20 protein-coding genes and 1 pseudogene are annotated in these 21,143 nt (G+C 67.3%); all 21 read left to right on the top strand.

Annotated features, from left to right (window positions below; genetic code table 11):
- Position 1 precedes the first annotated feature (1 nt).
- The 21 genes and pseudogenes from ACFYRU_RS05765 to rplN all read left to right on the top strand — a co-directional run bounded on the left by ACFYRU_RS05765 (position 2) and on the right by rplN (position 21,142).
- On the top strand, positions 2-703 hold the full coding sequence (locus ACFYRU_RS05765; protein ID WP_387653344.1) for a hypothetical protein: 702 nt from the start codon (positions 2-4) through the stop codon (positions 701-703).
- A 262-nt stretch (positions 704-965) separates the two neighbouring features.
- Positions 966-4,448, top strand: coding sequence for a DNA-directed RNA polymerase subunit beta (gene rpoB, locus ACFYRU_RS05760; RefSeq protein ID WP_387653341.1), 3,483 nt, complete (start codon positions 966-968; stop codon positions 4,446-4,448).
- A 68-nt stretch (positions 4,449-4,516) separates the two neighbouring features.
- Entirely contained in the window at positions 4,517-8,377 is a 3,861-nt protein-coding gene (locus ACFYRU_RS05755) for a DNA-directed RNA polymerase subunit beta' (protein ID WP_387653339.1), read from the top strand.
- Between the two features lie 128 nt (positions 8,378-8,505).
- Entirely contained in the window at positions 8,506-9,795 is a 1,290-nt protein-coding gene (locus ACFYRU_RS05750) for a nuclear transport factor 2 family protein (protein ID WP_387653336.1), read from the top strand.
- Positions 9,788-9,931 (top strand): hypothetical protein, encoded by a 144-nt coding sequence (locus ACFYRU_RS05745; RefSeq protein WP_387653334.1) that lies wholly within the window; start codon positions 9,788-9,790, stop codon positions 9,929-9,931. The genes ACFYRU_RS05750 and ACFYRU_RS05745 overlap by 8 nt, the downstream gene beginning before the upstream one ends.
- A gap of 481 nt (positions 9,932-10,412) precedes the next feature.
- Positions 10,413-10,787: a 30S ribosomal protein S12 gene (gene rpsL / locus ACFYRU_RS05740; RefSeq protein ID WP_141854829.1), complete on the top strand. Its 375-nt coding sequence runs from the start codon at positions 10,413-10,415 to the stop codon at positions 10,785-10,787.
- Positions 10,787-11,257: a 30S ribosomal protein S7 gene (rpsG, locus tag ACFYRU_RS05735; RefSeq protein ID WP_141854827.1), complete on the top strand. Its 471-nt coding sequence runs from the start codon at positions 10,787-10,789 to the stop codon at positions 11,255-11,257. The genes rpsL and rpsG overlap by 1 nt, the downstream gene beginning before the upstream one ends.
- A gap of 122 nt (positions 11,258-11,379) precedes the next feature.
- The gene (gene fusA / locus ACFYRU_RS05730; RefSeq protein WP_387658016.1) at positions 11,380-13,440 is read left to right on the top strand and encodes an elongation factor G; all 2,061 of its coding nucleotides are present in this window, start codon (positions 11,380-11,382) and stop codon (positions 13,438-13,440) included.
- A 74-nt stretch (positions 13,441-13,514) separates the two neighbouring features.
- Positions 13,515-14,708: an elongation factor Tu gene (gene tuf, locus ACFYRU_RS05725; protein WP_387653330.1), complete on the top strand. Its 1,194-nt coding sequence runs from the start codon at positions 13,515-13,517 to the stop codon at positions 14,706-14,708.
- Between the two features lie 351 nt (positions 14,709-15,059).
- Entirely contained in the window at positions 15,060-15,368 is a 309-nt protein-coding gene (gene rpsJ, locus ACFYRU_RS05720; RefSeq protein ID WP_012923688.1) for a 30S ribosomal protein S10, read from the top strand.
- A gap of 17 nt (positions 15,369-15,385) precedes the next feature.
- The gene (rplC, locus tag ACFYRU_RS05715) at positions 15,386-16,042 is read left to right on the top strand and encodes a 50S ribosomal protein L3 (RefSeq protein WP_387653326.1); all 657 of its coding nucleotides are present in this window, start codon (positions 15,386-15,388) and stop codon (positions 16,040-16,042) included.
- Entirely contained in the window at positions 16,039-16,731 is a 693-nt protein-coding gene (gene rplD, locus ACFYRU_RS05710; RefSeq protein WP_387653324.1) for a 50S ribosomal protein L4, read from the top strand. The genes rplC and rplD overlap by 4 nt, the downstream gene beginning before the upstream one ends.
- Complete coding sequence (gene rplW, locus ACFYRU_RS05705) at positions 16,728-17,033, top strand: 50S ribosomal protein L23 (RefSeq protein WP_387653321.1); 306 nt, start codon at positions 16,728-16,730, stop codon at positions 17,031-17,033. The genes rplD and rplW overlap by 4 nt, the downstream gene beginning before the upstream one ends.
- Positions 17,033-17,866, top strand: coding sequence for a 50S ribosomal protein L2 (rplB, locus tag ACFYRU_RS05700; RefSeq protein WP_209692840.1), 834 nt, complete (start codon positions 17,033-17,035; stop codon positions 17,864-17,866). The genes rplW and rplB overlap by 1 nt, the downstream gene beginning before the upstream one ends.
- Before the next feature lie 15 nt (positions 17,867-17,881).
- The gene (gene rpsS, locus ACFYRU_RS05695; protein WP_130384641.1) at positions 17,882-18,163 is read left to right on the top strand and encodes a 30S ribosomal protein S19; all 282 of its coding nucleotides are present in this window, start codon (positions 17,882-17,884) and stop codon (positions 18,161-18,163) included.
- 55 nt (positions 18,164-18,218) lie between these two features.
- Positions 18,219-18,692, top strand: a pseudogene (gene rplV, locus ACFYRU_RS05690) (50S ribosomal protein L22); the annotation flags it as partial.
- Between the two features lie 133 nt (positions 18,693-18,825).
- The gene (gene rpsC, locus ACFYRU_RS05685) at positions 18,826-19,683 is read left to right on the top strand and encodes a 30S ribosomal protein S3 (protein WP_387653318.1); all 858 of its coding nucleotides are present in this window, start codon (positions 18,826-18,828) and stop codon (positions 19,681-19,683) included.
- Positions 19,684-19,686: 3 nt separating this feature from the next.
- Complete coding sequence (gene rplP / locus ACFYRU_RS05680; protein ID WP_387653315.1) at positions 19,687-20,106, top strand: 50S ribosomal protein L16; 420 nt, start codon at positions 19,687-19,689, stop codon at positions 20,104-20,106.
- A complete protein-coding gene (gene rpmC, locus ACFYRU_RS05675) occupies positions 20,106-20,384 on the top strand; it encodes a 50S ribosomal protein L29 (protein WP_387653312.1) in 279 nt (92 codons plus the stop codon). The genes rplP and rpmC overlap by 1 nt, the downstream gene beginning before the upstream one ends.
- Positions 20,381-20,677 (top strand): 30S ribosomal protein S17, encoded by a 297-nt coding sequence (gene rpsQ / locus ACFYRU_RS05670; RefSeq protein ID WP_167205878.1) that lies wholly within the window; start codon positions 20,381-20,383, stop codon positions 20,675-20,677. The genes rpmC and rpsQ overlap by 4 nt, the downstream gene beginning before the upstream one ends.
- Positions 20,678-20,773: 96 nt before the next feature.
- Positions 20,774-21,142, top strand: a complete 369-nt coding sequence (rplN, locus tag ACFYRU_RS05665) for a 50S ribosomal protein L14 (protein WP_012923677.1) — start codon at positions 20,774-20,776, stop codon at positions 21,140-21,142.
- Position 21,143 lies beyond the last annotated feature (1 nt).

Genomic DNA, 21,143 nt, shown 5'->3' with positions numbered 1-21,143 from the left:
GATGCCGAGCCCGAAGAACCGCCCGCGGATCGCGGGCCAGCGCCGGACCGCGAAACCCGGCGAGCCGGACCTCGTCGAGACCGAGGCGGCCGAGGTCGCCGAGGCCGAGGTGGCGGAAGAAGAGCGTCCCGAGGATGTGACCCCGGCCACAGCCGAGCCGGAAGAGCCTGCAGTCGCCGAGTCGGCTACTCCTGAATCATCTACGGACAGTGACCGTCCGCGAGGTCTCGGGAACGTTCTGACCGCCGCGCTCGGCATCGTCGTCGTGCTCACGCTGACCGTCGCCGCGGTGCTCGGGATCAAGGCCTGGCACGGCAAGGAGGCCGAGGACGCGCGGGACCAGGCGGCCGCGGCCGGCCGGAAGGCGGCCGAGACCGCGCTCAGCTACGACTACCGTGACCTGGACAAAAGCTTCGCCGCCGCGCGCGCGACGATGACCCCGGACTTCGCCGCGAAGTTCGACGAGACCGCGAAGATCGCCGGCGAACTGGCCACCAAGACCAAGGCCACGGTGAAGGCCGACGTCCGCGAGGTGGCGGTCCGGGACGGCAACGCCGACCGGGTCACGCTGATCATCTTCGTCAACCAGACGACCACCAGTACGATCACGAAGGGTAGTCCCCGGGTGGACCTGAACCGGACCCGGTTCACGATGGTCCGAAACGGCCGCCAATGGCTGGTCCAGGAGATCGCCGGACTGTAACCTCTAGGTGACTCCGCACCAGAGGGGCGCCGGACGTCTCGTGGGTGATCTACCCGCTGGAGACCCCGGGTCGGTCCTTGACGGAGAGGGTGGTCCGACGGCAAACTGTTGGACCCCATTGGACAGGCTTGCCTGGATCATGTAGCCTATTGCTTTGCGCTGCCTTTCTCTCGCCTCTGCTCGGGTCTCCGACTTGACTGGGGCGGCTTGGCGTGCGCTCCCAGCACCGATGTGATTTTGCGAGCCCGTGGAAGGACGCCCCTTGGTCGCCTCGCGCAACCCCCAGTCCGACAGCATTTCCAACGTCACCGGCCCCCGCCGCATCTCCTTCGCAAAGATCTCCGAGCCGCTCCAGGTTCCGGATCTGCTTGCGCTGCAGGTGGACAGTTTCGACTGGTTGGTCGGCAACGAAACGTGGCAGGCCCGTGTGGCCGCCGCCGAGGCCGAGGGGCGGTCGGACCTGTCCGGCCCCAGCGGCCTGGAAGAGATTTTCGAGGAGATCTCCCCGATCGAGGACTTCAGCGGCACCATGTCGCTGTCGTTCCGCGACCACCGCTTCGAGCCGCCGAAGAACACGGTCGACGAGTGCAAGGAGCGGGACGTCACGTACTCCGCTCCGCTGTTCGTCACGGCCGAGTTCATGAACAACGAGACCGGCGAGATCAAGAGCCAGACCGTGTTCATGGGCGACTTCCCGCTGATGACCCGCAAGGGCACGTTCGTGATCAACGGCACCGAGCGTGTCGTGGTCTCGCAGCTCGTCCGCTCGCCCGGTGTGTACTTCGAGCGCACCCCGGACAAGACCTCGGACAAGGACATCTTCACCGCCAAGATCATCCCGTCGCGCGGCGCGTGGCTGGAGTTCGAGGTGGACAAGCGTGACATGGTCGGCGTCCGCCTCGACCGCAAGCGCAAGCAGAACGTCACCGTCCTGCTGAAGGCGCTCGGCTGGACCGACGCGCAGATCCTCGAGGAGTTCGGCGACTACGAGTCGATCCGCCTCACCCTGGAGAAGGACCACACCTCCGGGCAGGACGACGCGCTGCTGGACATCTACCGCAAGCTGCGTCCGGGTGAGCCGCCGACCCGCGAGGCCGCGCAGGCGCTGCTGGAGAACTACTACTTCAACGGCAAGCGCTACGACCTGGCCAAGGTCGGCCGCTACAAGATCAACAAGAAGCTCGGCCGGGACGAGGCGCACGACCAGGCGGTGCTGACCGTCGACGACATCGTCGCCACGATCAAGTACCTGGTCGCGCTGCACGAGGGCAAGACCGAGCTGCCGGCACCGCGCGGCGAGATCGTGGTCGAAGAGGACGACATCGACCACTTCGGCAACCGTCGCCTGCGCACCGTCGGCGAGCTGATCCAGAACCAGCTGCGCACCGGCCTGGCCCGGATGGAGCGCGTGGTCCGGGAGCGGATGACGACCCAGGACGTCGAGGCGATCACGCCGCAGACCCTGATCAACATCCGCCCGGTGGTCGCGGCGCTGAAGGAGTTCTTCGGGACCTCGCAGCTGTCGCAGTTCATGGACCAGACCAACCCGGTCGCGGGCCTGACCCACAAGCGCCGGCTGAACGCGCTCGGCCCGGGTGGTCTGAGCCGCGAGCGGGCCGGCTTCGAGGTCCGCGACGTGCACCCGTCCCACTACGGCCGGATGTGCCCGATCGAGACCCCGGAAGGCCCGAACATCGGCCTGATCGGTTCGCTCGCGTCGTACGGCCGGGTGAACGCGTTCGGCTTCGTCGAGACCCCGTACCGCAAGGTCACCGACGGTGCCGTCACCGACCAGGTGGACTACCTGACCGCCGACGAGGAGGACCGGTTCGTCATCGCGCAGGCCAACGCCGCGCTGACCGACGACAACCGGTTCGCCGAGGAGCGCGTCCTGGTCCGCCGCCGGCACGGTGAGGTCGAGCTCGTCCCGGTCGACGACGTCGACTACATGGACGTCTCGCCGCGCCAGATGGTGTCGGTGGCGACCGCGCTGATCCCGTTCCTCGAGCACGACGACGCCAACCGCGCGCTGATGGGTTCGAACATGCAGCGCCAGGCGGTGCCGCTGATCACCTCGGACGCCCCGCTGGTCGGTACCGGCATGGAGTTCCGCGGTGCGGTCGACGCCGGCGACGTGGTCGTGTCCGACAAGGCGGGTGTGGTCAAGGAGGTCTCGGCCGACCTGATCGAGATCGCCGCCGACGACGGTACGTACCAGACCTACCGGATGGCGAAGTTCCGCCGCTCGAACCAGGGCACCTGCATCAACCAGCGCCCGCTGGTCGATGCCGGGCAGCGGGTCGAGATCGGTACGCCGCTGGCCGACGGTCCGTGCACCGACGAGGGCGAGATGGCCCTCGGCCGGAACATGCTGGTCGCGTTCATGACGTGGGAGGGCTACAACTACGAGGACGCGATCATCCTCAGCCAGCGCGTCGTGCAGCAGGACCTGCTGACCTCGATCCACATCGAGGAGCACGAGGTCGACGCCCGCGACACCAAGCTGGGTCCGGAGGAGATCACCCGGGACATCCCGAACGTCTCCGACGAGATGCTGTCCGACCTGGACGAGCGCGGCATCATCCGGATCGGCGCCGAGGTCACCACCGGTGACATCCTGGTCGGCAAGGTCACCCCGAAGGGCGAGACCGAGCTGACCCCGGAGGAGCGGCTGCTGCGCGCGATCTTCGGTGAGAAGGCGCGCGAGGTCCGCGACACGTCGCTGAAGGTGCCGCACGGCGAGGAGGGCACCGTCATCGGTGTCCGCGTCTTCGACCGCGACAACGGCGACGAGCTGCCGCCGGGCGTCAACCAGCTGGTCCGCGTCTACGTGGCCCAGAAGCGGAAGATCTCGGTCGGCGACAAGCTGGCCGGCCGGCACGGCAACAAGGGCGTCATCTCCAAGATCCTGCCGGTCGAGGACATGCCGTTCCTCGAGGACGGCACCCACGTCGACGTGATCCTGAACCCGCTGGGCGTGCCCGGCCGGATGAACGTCGGCCAGGTGCTGGAGACCCACCTCGGCTGGATCGCCTCCCGCGGCTGGGAAGTGGATCCGGAGAACGAGGAGGAGTGGGCGCAGCGGCTGATCAAGATCGGCGCCGGTGCGGCCGAGCCGATGACGAACGTCGCCACCCCGGTCTTCGACGGCGCCACCGAGGAAGAGGTCACCGGCCTGCTGTCCTCGACGCTGCCGAACCGCGACGGCGTCCGGATGGTCAACGGCCAGGGCAAGGCCCGGCTGTTCGACGGCCGTTCGGGTGAGCCGTTCCCGGACCCGATCGGTGTCGGCTACATGTACATGCTGAAGCTGCACCACCTGGTCGACGACAAGATCCACGCGCGCTCGACCGGTCCGTACTCGATGATCACCCAGCAGCCGCTGGGCGGTAAGGCCCAGTTCGGTGGCCAGCGGTTCGGCGAGATGGAGGTGTGGGCCCTGGAGGCCTACGGTGCCGCCTTCGCGCTGCAGGAACTGCTGACCATCAAGTCCGACGACGTCGTCGGGCGGGTCAAGGTGTACGAGGCGATCGTCAAGGGCGAGAACATTCCGGAGCCGGGTATCCCGGAGTCGTTCAAGGTTCTGGTCAAGGAAATGCAGTCCCTCTGCCTCAACGTCGAGGTGCTCTCGTCCGACGGAAGCCGGGTCGAGATGCGCGACAGCGAGGAGGACGTCTTCCGGGCGGCGGAGGAACTGGGCATCGACCTGTCCCGGCGCGAGCCGAACAGTGTCGAGGAGGTCTGAGCGGGTTGCCGCTTGACATCAACAACCAACTCACTCAGACCACTTTTAGCAACGGGAGATAACACATCGTGCTCGACGTGAACTTCTTCGACGAGCTTCGGATCGGCCTGGCCACCGCGGACGAGATCCGCCAGTGGTCTCACGGCGAGGTCAAGAAGCCGGAGACGATCAACTACCGGACCCTCAAGCCCGAGCGTGACGGTCTGTTCTGCGAGAAGATCTTCGGTCCCACCCGGGACTGGGAGTGCTACTGCGGCAAGTACAAGCGCGTTCGCTTCAAGGGCATCATCTGCGAGCGGTGTGGCGTCGAGGTCACCCGCTCCAAGGTGCGCCGCGAGCGGATGGGCCACATCGAGCTGGCCGCGCCGGTCACCCACATCTGGTACTTCAAGGGTGTCCCGTCGCGGCTCGGCTACCTGCTCGACCTCGCCCCGAAGGACCTGGAGAAGGTCATCTACTTCGCGGCGTACATGATCACCGACGTCGACGACGAGGCGCGGCACCGCGACCTGTCCTCGCTCGAGGGTCGTGTCGACGTCGAGCGCAAGCAGCTCGAGAACCGTCGTGACAACGACATCGAGACGCGGATGAAGAAGCTCGAGGAGGACCTGGCGCAGCTCGAGGCCGAGGGCGCCAAGGCCGACGTCCGCCGCAAGGTCAAGGAAGGCGCCGAGCGTGAGGTCAAGCAGCTGCGCGACCGTGCGCAGCGCGAGATCGACCGCCTCGACGAGGTCTGGACCCGGTTCAAGAACCTGAAGGTCCAGGACCTGGAGGGCGACGAGATCCTCTACCGCGCCATGAAGGAGCGGTTCGGCAAGTACTTCGAGGGCGCCATGGGTGCCGCCGCGATCCAGCGCCGGCTGGAGACCTTCGACCTGAAGGCCGAGGCGGACAACCTGCGCGAGACGATCAAGACCGGCAAGGGGCAGCGCAAGACCCGCGCCCTGAAGCGGCTCAAGGTCGTGACCGCGTTCCTGGCCACCAACAACAGCCCGATGGGTATGGTCCTGGACTGCGTCCCGGTCATCCCGCCGGACCTGCGTCCGATGGTCCAGCTCGACGGTGGCCGGTTCGCCACCTCGGACCTGAACGACCTGTACCGCCGCGTGATCAACCGGAACAACCGGCTCAAGCGACTGCTCGACCTGGGCGCGCCGGAGATCATCGTCAACAACGAGAAGCGGATGCTGCAGGAGGCCGTCGACGCGCTGTTCGACAACGGCCGCCGTGGCCGTCCGGTCACCGGCCCGGGCAACCGGCCGCTGAAGTCGCTGTCCGACATGCTCAAGGGCAAGCAGGGCCGGTTCCGTCAGAACCTGCTCGGCAAGCGCGTCGACTACTCCGGCCGTTCGGTCATCGTGGTCGGCCCGCAGCTCAAGCTGCACCAGTGCGGTCTGCCGAAGGCGATGGCGCTGGAGCTGTTCAAGCCGTTCGTGATGAAGCGGCTGGTGGACCTCAACCACGCGCAGAACATCAAGTCCGCCAAGCGGATGGTCGAGCGCCAGCGCGCCCAGGTCTGGGACGTGCTGGAAGAGGTCATCACCGAGCACCCGGTCCTGCTGAACCGTGCACCAACCCTGCACCGGCTCGGCATCCAGGCGTTCGAGCCGCAGCTGATCGAGGGCAAGGCGATCCAGATCCACCCGCTCGTCTGCTCCGCGTTCAACGCGGACTTCGACGGTGACCAGATGGCGGTGCACCTGCCGCTGTCGGCCGAGGCACAGGCCGAGGCGCGGATCCTGATGCTGTCGACGAACAACATCCTGAAGCCGGCCGACGGTCGTCCCGTCACCATGCCGACCCAGGACATGATCATCGGCATCTACTTCCTGACCATGCTGAAGGACGGCGTGAAGGGCGAGGGCCGGGCGTTCGGTTCGGTCGCCGAGGCGATCATGGCGTTCGACCACGGCGAGCTGTCGCTGCAGGCGAAGGTCACGCTCCGGCTGAGCGGTTCGGCCGCTCCGGCGGACGCGATCGAGCTGGCCGACGGTGGCTTCGGGCTGGAGACGACGCTGGGCCGCGCGCTGTTCAACGAGGCGCTGCCGGCGGACTACCCGTTCGTCGACGCCGAGGTGGGCAAGAAGCAGCTCGGTGGGATCGTCAACGACCTGGCCGAGCGGTACACCAAGGTCGAGGTCGCGCACGCGCTGGACGCGCTGAAGGACCTGGGCTACTACTGGTCCACCCGGTCCGGTGTGACGGTGTCGATCGACGACTTCAGCACGCCGGCGTCCAAGCCGGAGATCATGGCCCGGTACGAGGCGCAGGCCGAGAAGGTCCAGAAGCAGTTCGAGCGCGGTCTGATCACCGCGTCCGAGCGGCGCCAGGAGCTGATCGAGATCTGGACCGGCGCCAACGCCGAGGTCGGCAAGGCGATGGAGGAGAACTTCGCCAAGGACAACCCGATCTGGATGATGATCCACTCCGGTGCCCGCGGCAACATGATGCAGATCCGGCAGATCTCCGGTATGCGTGGTCTGGTGGCCAACCCGAAGGGCGAGATCATCGCCCGGCCGATCAAGTCCAACTTCCGTGAGGGCCTGTCGGTGGTCGAGTACTTCATCGCCACCCACGGTGCCCGGAAGGGTCTGGCCGACACCGCGCTGCGGACCGCCGACTCGGGTTACCTGACCCGTCGTCTGGTGGACGTGTCGCAGGACGTGATCATCCGCGAGGAGGACTGCGGGACCGAGCGGGGCCTGCCGAAGAAGATCGGCGAGAAGGGCCCGGACGGCAAGGTCGTACACGCCGAGAACGTGGAGACCAGCGCCTACGCCCGGACCCTGGCGACCGACACCTTCGACCCGGACGGCAAGCTCGTCCTGGCGGCCGGCAGCGACCTGGGCGACGTCTCGATCGCCAAGCTGGTCGCGGCCGGGGTCGAGGAGGTCAAGGTCCGGTCGGTGCTCACCTGTGACGCCAAGACCGGTACCTGCGCCAAGTGCTACGGCCGTTCGCTGGCCACCGGTAAGCCGGTCGACATCGGTGAGGCGGTCGGCATCATCGCCGCCCAGTCCATCGGTGAGCCGGGTACCCAGCTGACCATGCGGACCTTCCACACCGGTGGTGTCGCGGGTGATGACATCACCCACGGTCTGCCGCGGGTGGTCGAGCTCTTCGAGGCCCGCCAGCCCAAGGGCAAGGCGCCGATCTCGGAGGCCGCCGGCCGGATCTCGATCGAGGACACCGACAAGAGCCGGAAGCTGGTGCTGACGCCGGACGACGGTTCCGAGGAGGTCGCCTACCCGGTCTCCAAGCGTGGCCGGCTGCTGATCGAGGAAGGTCAGCACGTCGAGGTCGGTCAGCAGCTGACGCAGGGTACGCCGGACCCGCAGGAGGTTCTGCGGATCCTGGGTGTCCGCAAGGCGCAGGAGCACCTGGTGGACGAGGTCCAGGAGGTGTACCGGTCGCAGGGTGTGGCCATCCACGACAAGCACATCGAGATCATCGTCCGGCAGATGCTGCGCCGGGTCACGGTGATCGAGTCCGGCGAGGCGAACCTGCTGCCGGGTGAGCTCGCGGACCGGATCACCTTCGAGGCGGAGAACCGCCGCGTGGTGGCCGAGGGCGGTACGCCGGCCTCCGGTCGTCCGGTGCTGATGGGTATCACCAAGGCCTCGCTGGCCACCGAGTCGTGGCTGTCGGCCGCCTCCTTCCAGGAGACGACCCGGGTCCTGACCGAGGCCGCGATCCACGGCAAGTCCGACTCCCTGGTCGGTCTGAAGGAGAACGTCATCATCGGTAAGTTGATCCCGGCCGGTACGGGTATGGACCGGTACCGCAACATCCGGGTGGAACCTACTGAGGAGGCGAAGGCCGCGATGTACTCGATGGTCGGCTACGAGTCGTACGACTACGACTTCGGCCCGTCCAGCGGTCAGTCGGTCCCGCTCGACGACTTCGACCTCGGTTCGTACCAGAACTGATTCGAGTCAACTCCGCCGAGGGCGGCACCCCCATGGGGGTGCCGCCCTCGCGGCATTTACCGGCCGCCTTGGTAAAGACACTCGGGGTGGCGGCTGAAAGTGTGCGCGGGATGCGCCAAGATTGGTGCATGACGGATCTGCCGGCCTACCTGCGGCCTTTCGTCTTGGGGGTTCTGGAAGGTTCTGACGTACGCGTCGATCGCCTGGGGGAGATCGACCTGTACCGCCCGCCCGGTACCGCCCGAGGCGGCGCAATTCTCTTCGTGCACGGGGGACCCGGACCGGAAGGCCTCGAGGTGATGCCTCGGGACTGGCCGGTCTACAAGGGCTACGCGACCGCTGCCGCCAGGCGAGGCCTGGTGGCCGCAGTCGTCGACCACAGCCTGATCCACGGACTCGACCGCCTGGTCGTGGCCGCGGACGAGGTGGAGGCCGCGGTCGCCGTACTGCGTTCGGATCCACGGGTCGACCCCGATCGGGTCGGGCTGTGGTTCTTCTCGGGCGCCGGCCTGCTGGCCGGGGAGTGGCTGGACAGCCGCCCCGACTGGCTGCGCTTCGTGGCCCTGACGTACCCGTTGCTCGTCACCCCGCCCGGTGTCGACGACCTGGTAACTGCTGCTGAAGTCATCGGCAAACACAAGGACCTGCCGGTGCTGCTGACAAGAGCCGGACTCGAGCGTGAGGAGCTCGCCGGTCCGGTAGCGGAGTTCGTCTCCGCGGGTGGCGCCGCGCTGGACATCATCGACGTACCGAAAGGGCACCACGGGTTCGACATGCTCGACCACACCGAAGAATCACGCGCCGCCGTGACCAAGGCTCTCGACTGGGCGATCGCCCACCTCGGCGAGCAGCCTGGCGACGACGGCAAGCTCCTCGTCCCACCACCACCGGCCAAGAAGAAGACCACCACCACCGCTACCCGACGTACGACGAAGACCGCTGTCGCCGCCGCTCCGAAGGCACCTGCCGAACCCGCTACTCGGCCGGCCCCGAAGGCTGCCCCGGCACCTGTCGCTCCCGCCCCGGTCGCTCAGGCCTCGATCCAGGCCTCGCTGGCGGACCTCGGTACGGCCACCGTGGCCGCTGTCACCGCCGAGACGCCCGCCGCGCGGGTGATCGCCCGTGAGCACGCGGCGTACGCCGCACACGACCTCGAGGCCTTCCTGGCGATGTACTCGCCGACCGCGCGGATCCTGCTCGCGAACGGCTCCGAGCTGAAGGGCCGCCGGTTCCTGCGCGAGTACTACCGCCCGCGCTTCGACGCCGGCCGCTGCAAGGCCGAGGTGATCCAGAAGATCACCCTGGGGGAGTGGGTGGTCGAACACGTCGACAGCTACGACGACGACGGCTCCACCCCGCAACTGGCCCTCTACCGGGTCGTCGACGGCCTGATCACCGACGTCGAGTTCCGTGCCTGACGGACTCGCCGCGTCACCGGCCGGGTCGCCGGATCCGATCGACCACCTGGCCGAGTTCGACCGGACGGCCGCCGACCTGGCGGCCGTCCTCGGCGACCTGGACCCTTCCCGCCCGGTCCCGGCGGCGCCTGCATGAGACGGTGATCCACCTCGTGGACGCCCTGCAGGCAGCTGCTCCGGAGGGCGGCACTGGTACGGATGTGATACCTCCGGCGGTCCTGTCGGGGACTGCGGCGGAGCTCGACCGGTGCCTGTGGAAGCGCTTGCCGCCGACCGTCCTGACGGTCGACGGAGACCCGGCAGCCGGAGGGGATTTCCTCGCCGGGAAGGCCACTGCGCAGGCCCTGTACACTTGGAGAGCGGACGGTCTCCGACCCCGGTCAGTTACTCATTTTGACCGTGCTTGAGGCACCCGCTAGTCTTAACGATCGTGCCCGGGGTCTTTCCTGGGCCGTCATGCGTGCCCCGAGTCCTTCGGGTCGGGCCGCGTGGCACGGGACTCCTGCCGACAGTCTGGAAGATTACGGCTTCGGTCTGCTCGTGCGCACGCGACACACCCGACCGCGGGGGTCAGGTAAAAGCTACAAACCCAGCCGGACGACAGAAAGAGCTACGCGGTGCCCACCATTCAGCAGCTGGTCCGCAAGGGCCGCCAGGACAAGGTGTCCAAGAACAAGACGCCGGCCCTGAAGGGTTCCCCTCAGCGTCGTGGTGTGTGCACGCGCGTCTACACGACCACGCCGAAGAAGCCGAACTCGGCCCTTCGTAAGGTTGCGCGTGTCCGCCTGACCAGCGGCATCGAGGTCACCGCGTACATCCCCGGCGTGGGCCACAACCTGCAGGAGCACTCGATCGTGCTCGTGCGTGGCGGTCGTGTGAAGGACCTCCCGGGTGTCCGGTACAAGATCATCCGCGGTTCGCTCGACACCCAGGGTGTGAAGAACCGTAAGCAGGCTCGCAGCCTCTACGGCGCGAAGAAGGAGAAGAGCTAATGCCGCGCAAGGGCCCCGCCCCGAAGCGCCCGGTCATCATCGACCCGGTCTACAGTTCGCCGCTCGTCACCCAGTTGATCTCCAAGATCCTGGTCGACGGCAAGAAGCAGATCGCCCAGCGGATCGTCTACGACGCGCTCGAGGGCACCCGGACGAAGACCGGCACCGACCCGGTGATCACGCTGAAGCGTGCGCTGGACAACGTGAAGCCGAGCATCGAGGTGAAGAGCCGCCGCGTCGGTGGTGCCACCTACCAGGTGCCGATCGAGGTCAAGCCGGGCCGGTCGACCACGCTGGCGCTGCGCTGGCTGACGACGTACTCGCGGGCCCGTCGCGAGAAGACCATGTCCGAGCGGCTGATGAACGAGATCCTGGACGCGTCCAACGGTCTCGGTGCGTCGGTGAAGCGCCGCGAGGACACGCACAAGATGGCCGAAGCCAACAAGGCTTTCGCCCACTACCGCTGGTGATCCGGGGTCCGATCCGGACCCCAGCGCTCACCCCTTTGACGCAAGACAGAATCGAGAGGTAGACCACCGAGGTGGCCGTACAAATCACCACCGACCTGGCCAAGGTCCGCAACATCGGGATCATGGCCCACATCGACGCCGGCAAGACGACGACGACCGAGCGGATCCTCTTCTACACCGGTATCACCTACAAGATCGGTGAGGTCCACGAGGGCGCCGCCACGATGGACTGGATGGAGCAGGAGCAGGAGCGCGGCATCACGATCACGTCCGCCGCGACGACCTGCACCTGGAAAGACCACACCATCAACATCATCGACACCCCGGGCCACGTCGACTTCACCGTCGAGGTGGAGCGCTCGCTGCGCGTGCTCGACGGTGCCGTCGCGGTGTTCGACGGTGTCGCCGGTGTCGAGCCGCAGTCCGAGACCGTGTGGCGCCAGGCGGACCGGTACGGCGTCCCGCGGATCTGCTTCGTCAACAAGCTGGACCGCACCGGCGCGGAGTTCATGCGCTGTGTCGACATGATCAAGGACCGGCTGGCCGCGGTGCCGCTGGTGATGCAGCTGCCGATCGGGGCCGAGGCCGACTTCATCGGCGTCGTCGACCTGGTGGGCATGCGCGCGCTGACCTGGCGCGGCGAGACCAAGATCGGTGAGGACTACACGGTCGAGGAGATCCCGGCCAGCCACACCGAGCTCGCCGCCGAGTGGCGCGACAAGCTGATCGAGACCGTCGCCGAGGCCGACGACGAGATCATGGAGCTGTACCTGGAGGGCGAGGAGCCGACCCAGGAGCAGCTGGTCGCCGCCATCCGCCGCGCGACCCTGGCCAGCAAGCTGACCCCGGTCCTGACCGGCACCGCCTTCAAGAACAAGGGCGTGCAGCCGCTGCTGGACGCGGTCAACGCGTACCTGCCGAGCCCGATCGACGTCCCGGCCATCGAGGGCCACGACGTCAAGGACGCGGAGAAGGTCGTGCTGCGCAAGCCGGACGACAGCGAGCCGTTCTCGGCGCTGGCGTTCAAGATCGCCGCCGACCCGCACCTGGGCAAGCTGACCTTCATCCGGGTGTACTCGGGCAAGCTCGAGACCGGCACCCAGGTGCTGAACCCGACCAAGGGCCGCAAGGAGCGGATCGGCAAGATCTACCGGATGCACGCGAACAAGCGTGAGGAGATCGCGTCGATCGGCGCCGGCCACATCGTCGCCGTGATGGGTCTGAAGGACACCACCACCGGTGAGACGCTGGCCGACCCGTCGAACCCGGTCGTGCTCGAGTCGATGCAGTTCCCGGCACCGGTGATCTCGGTCGCGATCGAGCCGAAGTCGAAGGCCGACCAGGAGAAGCTGGGCGTCGCGATCCAGCGGCTCGCCGAGGAGGACCCGACCTTCGTGGTCCGGACCGACGAGGAGACCGGCCAGACGATCATCGCCGGCATGGGCGAGCTGCACCTCGAGGTGCTGGTCGACCGGATGAAGCGCGAGTTCCGGGTCGAGGCCAACGTCGGCAAGCCGCAGGTCGCCTACCGCGAGACCATCACCAAGAAGGTCGAGAAGGTCGACTACACGCACAAGAAGCAGACCGGTGGTTCGGGTCAGTTCGGTCGCGTGATCATCGACATCGAGCCGACCTCGGTGGAGGCCGGTGGCGAGGGCGGTTACGAGTTCGTCAACGCCGTCACCGGTGGCCGCATCCCCCGGGAGTACATCCCGTCGGTGGACGAGGGCGCCCAGGAGGCGATGGAGTTCGGCGTACTGGCCGGCTACCCGATGGTGGACGTCAAGGTCACGCTGCAGGACGGCGCGTACCACGACGTCGACTCCTCGGAGCTCGCCTTCAAGATCGCCGGTTCGATGGCCTTCAAGGAGGCCGCTCGCCGGGCCGGTCCGGTCATCCTGGAGCCGATGTTCGCCGTCGAGGTCACGACGCCCGAGGACTACATGGGTGAAGTGATCGGCGACCTCAACTCCCGCCGTGGCCAGATCCAGCAGATGGACGAGGGCCCCGGTGGCAGCCGGGTCGTCAAGGCTCTGGTACCACTGTCGGAGATGTTCGGGTATGTCGGTGACCTGCGGTCGAAGACCCAGGGCCGCGCGTCCTACTCGATGCAGTTCGATTCCTACGCCGAGGTTCCGAAGAACGTGGCGGAAGAGATCATCAAGAAGGCCCGGGGCGAGTAACAACTCGTTCCTGGCCACCACACCCAAAGCGCGTCGGCGTACGGCGTAGTCAACATTTATCTAGGAGGGCCCCAGTGGCGAAGGCGAAGTTCGAGCGGACTAAGCCGCACGTCAACATCGGCACCATCGGTCACATCGACCACGGTAAGACCACTCTTACCGCGGCGATCACCAAGGTGCTGCACGACAAGTACCCGACGCTCAACGAGGCATCGGCCTTCGATCAGATCGACAAGGCGCCGGAAGAGCGCCAGCGCGGTATCACCATCTCGATCGCGCACGTCGAGTACCAGACCGAGGCCCGGCACTACGCCCACGTCGACTGCCCGGGTCACGCGGACTACATCAAGAACATGATCACCGGTGCGGCGCAGATGGACGGCGCGATCCTGGTCGTCGCCGCCACCGACGGTCCGATGCCGCAGACGCGTGAGCACGTGCTGCTCGCCCGCCAGGTCGGCGTGCCGGCCATGGTCGTGGCGCTCAACAAGTGCGACATGGTCGACGACGAGGAGATCCTGGAGCTCGTCGAGCTCGAGGTTCGCGAGCTGCTCTCGGAGCAGGAGTTCGACGGCGACAACGCGCCGATCGTCCGGGTCGCCGCTCACCCGGCGCTGCAGGGCGACGAGAAGTGGGGCGAGACGATCCTCGAGCTCATGAACGCTGTGGACGAGTACATCCCGCAGCCGGAGCGCGAGATCGACAAGCCGTTCCTGATGCCGGTGGAGGACGTCTTCACCATCACCGGTCGCGGTACGGTCGTCACCGGCCGGATCGAGCGCGGTGTCATCAAGGTCAACGAGACCGTCGACATCGTCGGCATCCACGAGACCAAGCTGACCAGCACGGTCACCGGCATCGAGATGTTCCGCAAGCTCCTCGACGAGGGCCAGGCCGGTGAGAACGTCGGTCTGCTGCTTCGTGGCACCAAGCGCGAAGAGGTCGAGCGCGGCATGGTCGTCATCAAGCCGGGCACCACGACCCCGCACACGAACTTCGAGGCGTCGGTCTACATCCTTTCCAAGGAGGAGGGCGGCCGTCACACGCCGTTCTTCCAGAACTACCGCCCGCAGTTCTACTTCCGTACCACCGACGTCACCGGTGTCGTCACGCTGCCCGAGGGCACCGAGATGGTCATGCCGGGCGACAACACCGACATGACGGTCGAGCTGATCCAGCCGATCGCCATGGAGGACGGTCTGAAGTTCGCGATCCGTGAAGGTGGCCGCACCGTCGGCGCCGGCCGGGTCACCAAGATCATCAAGTGATCTCATGAGGTCCGCGCGGGCTCTCCCGCGCGGACCTCTGCTTTGCGGCTGATCCGGCGCTCAGGTGGTACCGGATCAGGCGTGAAGCCCCCGATTGGCGTTCCGGCGCCGATCTCTGGCACAATATTCAGGTTGCTCAGGCGAGGCCGCCGGGGTGCGCCCCAGATCTTCTTGATCTGGCTGGTGCGCCGGACCGGAGACCATGCCGAGGTTCCGGTCCGAGACCGGGGCCCCGATTCCCACCAGAGTCGAAAAAGCGGTGAGTCACGCGCGTGCCGCGCGCGCGACACACCCGACCGCGGGGGTCGGAGCAACAACCCGGTAGACGATAGAGAAGGACGAAGCGAAGCGATGGCGGGACAGAAGATCCGCATCCGGCTGAAGGCCTACGACCACGAGGTCATCGACAGCTCGGCACGCAAGATTGTCGACACGGTGACGCGTACTGGTGCGAAGGTTGCTGGCCCGGTGCCGTTGCCGACGGAAAAGAACGTGTTCTGCGTCATCCGCTCGCCGCACAAGTACAAGGACAGCCGCGAGCACTTCGAGATGCGCACCCACAAGCGGCTCATCGACATCATCGACCCCACGCCGAAGACCGTCGACTCGCTGATGCGTCTCGACCTGCCGGCCGGTGTCGACATCGAGATCAAGCTCTGAGGGACGCGGAAAGACCAATGAGCAAGCACAAGAACACGAAGGGGCTGCTGGGCACCAAGCTCGGCATGACCCAGACCTGGGACGAGAACAACCGAGTCGTCCCCGTCACCGTGATCCAGGCCGGCCCGTGCGTCGTCACCGGTGTCCGTACCGCGGACCGTGACGGCTACGACGGCGTCCAGATCGCTTTCGGCGACATCGACCCGCGCAAGGTGACCAAGCCCGTCCGCGGCCACTTCGACAAGGCCGGCGTGACCCCGCGCCGCCACTTGCTGGAGCTGCGCACCGCCGACGCGAGCGAGTACACGCTGGGCCAGGAGATCAAGGCCGAGGCCTTCGGTGCCGGTGAGCGCGTGGACGTCTCCGCCACCAGCAAGGGCAAGGGCTTCGCCGGTGTCATGAAGCGGCACGGCTTCGGTGGTCTGCGGGCCACCCACGGTGTGCACAAGAAGCACCGTTCGCCGGGCTCCATCGGCGGCTGCGCCACCCCGGGCCGGGTCTTCAAGGGCCTCCGGATGGCCGGTCGGATGGGTGGCGAGAACGTCACCACGCAGAACGTCTCCGTGCACGCGGTGGACACCGAGCGCGGCCTGATCCTGCTGAAGGGTGCGGTCCCGGGCCCCAAGGGCGGTCTGGTGCTGATCCGCAACGCCGCGAAGGGAGCTGCCAAGTGAGCACCGTCGACGTCGTCGTCGTGAAGGGCGACAAGGTCAGCAAGAAGGGTTCCGCCGAGCTTCCGGCCGAGCTGTTCGACGTCCAGGTCAACGTGCCGCTGATCCACCAGGTCGTGGTGGCCCAGCTGGCCGCGGCCCGTCAGGGTACGCACAAGGCGAAGACCCGGGGCGAGGTGTCCGGTGGTGGCGCCAAGCCGTACCGCCAGAAGGGCACCGGTCGCGCCCGCCAGGGTTCGACCCGCGCGCCGCAGTTCACCGGTGGTGGCGTCGTCCACGGCCCGGTGCCGCGTGACTACAGCCAGCGGACCCCGAAGAAGATGATCGCCGCCGCGCTCCGCGGTGCGCTGTCCGACCGGGCCCGCGACGGCCAGGTGTTCGTGGTCGAGAGCTTCGTGGACGGCGACAAGCCCTCCACCAAGTCGGCCCTGAAGGTGCTGGGCGAGGTGACCGAGCCGGGCAAGGCGCTGGTCGTCGTCGACCGCGCCGACGAGCTCACCTGGCTGAGCCTGCGCAACGCGCAGCAGGTCCACCTGATCGCCGCCGACCAGCTGAACGCCTACGACGTTCTGGTCAGCGACTCGGTCGTGTTCACCAAGGCCGCGCTCGACGCCTTCGTCGCCGGCGCGCCCAAGGGCAAGTCCGTCAAGGCTGTCGCCACGTCGACCGAAGCCGAGGAGGTAGAAGCATGAGCCACGGAATCAACAAGGACCCGCGGGACGTGCTGCTCCGGCCGGTCGTCAGCGAGAAGAGCTACGGCCTGCTCGACGAGCAGAAGTACACGTTCGAGGTCGCACCGGACGCCAACAAGACCGAGATCAAGCTCGCGGTCGAGAAGGTGTTCAAGGTCAAGGTCACGGACGTCAACACCCTGAACCGCAAGGGCAAGCGCCGCCGCACGCGTGCGGGCTGGGGCAAGCGCCCGGACACCAAGCGGGCGATCGTGACCCTCAAGGGCGACGACCGCATCGATATCTTCGGAGGCCAGTCGTAATGGGAATCCGCAAGTACAAGCCGACGACGCCGGGCCGCCGTGGCTCGAGCGTGGCCGACTTCGTCGAGCTCACCCGTTCGACCCCCGAGAAGTCGCTGCTGCGTCCGCTCCCGAAGAAGGGCGGCCGGAACAGCTCCGGCAAGATCACCACCCGGCACCACGGTGGCGGTCACAAGCGGGCGTACCGGCTGATCGACTTCAAGCGCTACGACAAGGACGGCGTGCCGGCCAAGGTCGCGCACATCGAGTACGACCCGAACCGCACCGCGCGGATCGCGTTGCTGCACTACGTGGACGGCGAGAAGCGCTACATCCTCGCCCCGTCCAACCTGCAGCAGGGCACGATCGTCGAGAACGGCCCGGCCGCCGACATCAAGGTGGGCAACAACCTGCCGCTGCGCAACATCCCGGTCGGTTCGACGGTCCACGCGGTCGAGCTGCGGCCCGGTGGCGGCGCCAAGATGGCCCGCTCCGCCGGTTCCAGCATCCAGCTGGTCGCGAAGGAAGGCCGGATGGCCACCCTGCGGATGCCGTCGGGTGAGGTCCGGATGGTCGACGTGCGCTGCCGCGCCACCCTCGGTGAGGTCGGCAACGGCGAGCAGTCGAACATCAACTGGGGCAAGGCGGGCCGGATGCGCTGGAAGGGCAAGCGCCCGACCGTCCGCGGTGTCGCGATGAACCCGGTCGACCACCCGCACGGTGGTGGTGAGGGTAAGACCTCGGGTGGTCGCCACCCGGTGTCCCCGTGGGGCCAGCCGGAAGGCCGGACCCGCACCCGCAAGGAAAGCGACCGCATGATCGTCCGGCGCCGCAAGGCCGGCAAGAAGCGCTGATAGGGAGCCGGCCAAATGCCACGCAGCCTGAAGAAGGGCCCGTTCGTCGACCACCACCTGGCCAAGAAGGTGGAGGTGCAGAACGAGAAGGGCACCAAGAACGTCATCAAGACCTGGTCCCGCCGATCGATGATCGTGCCGGACATGATCGGCCACACGATTGCGGTGCACGACGGCCGCAAGCACGTGCCGGTGTTCGTGACGGACTCGATGGTCGGGCACAAGCTCGGCGAGTTCGCCCCGACCCGGACGTTCAAGGGTCACGAGAAGGACGACCGGAAGTCACGGCGTCGCTGACCCGCAAGGGATTCAGTGACGAAGCGAAAGCAATCTACGGAGAGATTCGAACATCATGAGCGTTCAAGAGCGTAGGGCGATCAGCGCCCGTCGCGAGAGCCTGCTGGGCGAGCAGCCCGGGGCCTTCGCGGTCGCGCGCTTCGTCCGCGTGACGCCGATGAAGGCGCGCCGCGTGGTCGACCTGGTGCGCGGTCTGGGCGTCGACGACGCACTCGCCACTCTGAAGTTCGCCCCGCAGGCCGCTGCCGCGACCGTGTACAAGGTCGTCGACAGCGCCGCGGCGAACGCCGAGGGCACCGAACACCTGAGCCGGGCCGACCTGATCGTGGTCAAGGCCTTCGTGGACGAGGGTCCGACGCTGAAGCGTCACCGCCCGCGTGCACAGGGCCGGGCCACCCGGATCGACAAGCGGACCAGCCACATCACTGTGGTCGTCGGCCCGCGCGAGACCGACGAGCCCGCCGAGAAGGCACCGGTCAAGAAGGCAGCCGCCAAGAAGACGGCGGACGCGGACACGGCCAAGAAGGCGCCGGCGAAGAAGGCGGCCAAGAAGGCTGCCGACGCGCCCGCCAAGGACGAGGCCGCGGCCGACAAGCCGGCCAAGAAGGCGACCGCGAAGAAGGCCGCCAAGAAGGCCACCGCTGAGAAGAAGGAGTCCTGACGTGGGACAGAAGGTAAACCCGCACGGGTTCCGTCTCGGCATCAGCACCGACCACAAGAGCCGTTGGTACGCCGACAAGCTGTACAAGGACTACGTGGGCGAGGACGTCAAGATCCGCCGCCTGCTGAGCAAGGGCATGGAGCGCGCCGGCATCTCCCGCGTGGAGATCGAGCGCACCCGTGACCGCGTCCGGGTCGACATCCACACCGCCCGTCCGGGCATCGTCATCGGTCGCCGTGGCGCCGAGGCGGACCGGATCCGGGGCAGCCTGGAGGAGCTCACCGGCAAGCAGGTGCAGCTGAACATCCTCGAGGTGAAGAACTCCGAGGTCGACGCCCAGCTGGTCGCGCAGGGTGTGGCCGAGCAGCTGTCCGGCCGCGTGGCGTTCCGCCGCGCGATGCGCAAGGCGATGCAGACCACCATGCGTGGCGGCGCCCTGGGCATCCGGATCCAGTGCTCCGGCCGGCTCGGTGGCGCGGAGATGTCGCGGTCGGAGTTCTACCGCGAGGGCCGCGTCCCGCTGCACACGCTGCGGGCCGACATCGACTACGGCTTCTACGAGGCCCGGACGACCTTCGGCCGGATCGGCGTGAAGGTCTGGATCTACAAGGGTGACGTCGCCGGCTCCCGGGCCGAGCGCGAGGCGCAGGCCGCGGCCCGCGCCGCCACCCAGCAGCGCCGGCCGGCTCGCCGCGACGACCGCGGTGGCCGTGGTGGCGACCGTGACCGTGGTGACCGTGGCGGCCGTGGTGGCCGTGGCGACAACCGCCGCGACGCGCGCAACGACAACGCGGCCCCGGCCGCGGAGGTTGCGCCGGCTGCCGACAAGGCGACCGAGACGACCGGAACGGAGAGCTGACCGATGCTCATCCCCCGCAAGGTCAAGCACCGCAAGCAGCACCACCCGGGGCGCTCCGGCGCCGCCAAGGGTGGCACGACGCTGGCGTTCGGTGAGTTCGGTATCCAGGCGCTGGAGAACCACTACGTCACCAACCGGCAGATCGAGGCCGCGCGTATCGCGATGACCCGGCACATCAAGCGTGGCGGCAAGGTGTGGATCAACATCTACCCGGACCGCCCGCTGACCAAGAAGCCGGCCGAAACCCGGATGGGTTCCGGTAAGGGTTCGCCGGAATGGTGGATCGCCAACGTGAAGGCCGGTCGCGTGCTGTTCGAGCTCTCCGGTGTTCCGGAGGACATTGCTCGCGAGGCGATGCGCCGCGCGATCCACAAGTTGCCGATGAAGTGCCGCTTCATCACCCGAGAGGCAGGTGAGAACTGATGGCTATCCAGACCGCCGCCGAGCTGCGGAACCTGGGCCGCGACGAGCTGCTGACGAAGCTCGGCGAAGCCAAGGAGGAGCTGTTCAACCTCCGGTTCCAGGCTGCCACGGGCCAGCTGGAGTCCCACGGGCGGCTGCGCGCCGTCAAGAAGGACATCGCCCGCATCTACACGGTGCTGTCCGAGCGTGCGCTCGGCATCACCGAAGAGGTCGACGCTCCGGCCGAGGCGGCCGCGGACGTGGACGCTGCGGACGACAGTGAGAAGGCGAACGCATGACCGAGAACGTGAAGGACGAGACCGTGAGCACGACCACCGAGGCGCGAGGCCGCCGGAAGACCCGTGAGGGCCTGGTGCTGAGCGACAAGATGGACAAGACCGTCGTGGTCGAGGTCGAGGACCGGGTGAAGCACCACCTGTACGGCAAGGTCATCCGCCGCACCAGCAAGCTCAAGGCCCACGACGAGCAGAACGCCGCCGGCATCGGCGACCGCGTGCTGCTGATGGAGACCCGGCCGCTGTCGGCGACCAAGCGCTGGCGCGTCGTCGAGATCCTCGAGAAGGCCAAGTAGTTCCCAGTCGCTTGCGGCTGGCAACCAACCGAAATTTATTCGTTCCGCAAGGCTCGGCCCAGCTGAGAACCAGCGAGACAACCAGGAGATCAACAGATGATCCAGCAGGAGTCGCGACTGAAGGTCGCCGACAACACGGGCGCGAAGGAGATCCTTTGCATCCGCGTTCTCGGTGGCTCCGGTCGGCGCTACGCCGGTGTCGGTGACACGATCGTCGCCACCGTCAAGGACGCGATCCCCGGCGGTGGTGTGAAGAAGGGTGACGTCGTCAAGGCGGTCGTCGTGCGGACCGTGAAGGAGCGCCGGCGTCCGGACGGCTCCTACATCCGCTTCGACGAGAACGCCGCGGTGATCCTCAAGGCCGACGGCGAGCCGCGCGGCACCCGCATCTTCGGGCCGGTCGGCCGGGAGCTGCGCGAGAAGCGCTTCATGAAGATCATCTCGCTCGCACCGGAGGTGCTCTGAG

Source organism: Kribbella sp. NPDC004536, from assembly GCF_042873835.1.
Classification (GTDB): domain Bacteria; phylum Actinomycetota; class Actinomycetes; order Propionibacteriales; family Kribbellaceae; genus Kribbella.
Note: the sequence above shows the minus strand (reverse complement) of the source record. Positions and strands in the feature narration are given on the sequence as shown.

Bases quoted from the DNA above. Each gene is read 5' to 3' on its own strand.
- rplW (WP_387653321.1), top strand. From the start codon at position 16,728: ATGAGCCACGGAATCAACAAGGACCCGCGGGACGTGCTGCTCCGGCCG.
- rpsQ (WP_167205878.1), top strand. From the start codon at position 20,381: ATGACCGAGAACGTGAAGGACGAGACCGTGAGCACGACCACCGAGGCG.
- ACFYRU_RS05750 (WP_387653336.1), top strand. From the start codon at position 8,506: ATGACGGATCTGCCGGCCTACCTGCGGCCTTTCGTCTTGGGGGTTCTG.
- rpsG (WP_141854827.1), top strand. From the start codon at position 10,787: ATGCCGCGCAAGGGCCCCGCCCCGAAGCGCCCGGTCATCATCGACCCG.
- ACFYRU_RS05765 (WP_387653344.1), top strand. From the start codon at position 2: ATGCCGAGCCCGAAGAACCGCCCGCGGATCGCGGGCCAGCGCCGGACC.
- rplP (WP_387653315.1), top strand. From the start codon at position 19,687: ATGCTCATCCCCCGCAAGGTCAAGCACCGCAAGCAGCACCACCCGGGG.
- fusA (WP_387658016.1), top strand. From the start codon at position 11,380: ATGGCCCACATCGACGCCGGCAAGACGACGACGACCGAGCGGATCCTC.
- rplB (WP_209692840.1), top strand. From the start codon at position 17,033: ATGGGAATCCGCAAGTACAAGCCGACGACGCCGGGCCGCCGTGGCTCG.
- rpsS (WP_130384641.1), top strand. From the start codon at position 17,882: ATGCCACGCAGCCTGAAGAAGGGCCCGTTCGTCGACCACCACCTGGCC.
- rpmC (WP_387653312.1), top strand. From the start codon at position 20,106: ATGGCTATCCAGACCGCCGCCGAGCTGCGGAACCTGGGCCGCGACGAG.
- rplC (WP_387653326.1), top strand. From the start codon at position 15,386: ATGAGCAAGCACAAGAACACGAAGGGGCTGCTGGGCACCAAGCTCGGC.
- rplN (WP_012923677.1), top strand. From the start codon at position 20,774: ATGATCCAGCAGGAGTCGCGACTGAAGGTCGCCGACAACACGGGCGCG.
- rpsJ (WP_012923688.1), top strand. From the start codon at position 15,060: ATGGCGGGACAGAAGATCCGCATCCGGCTGAAGGCCTACGACCACGAG.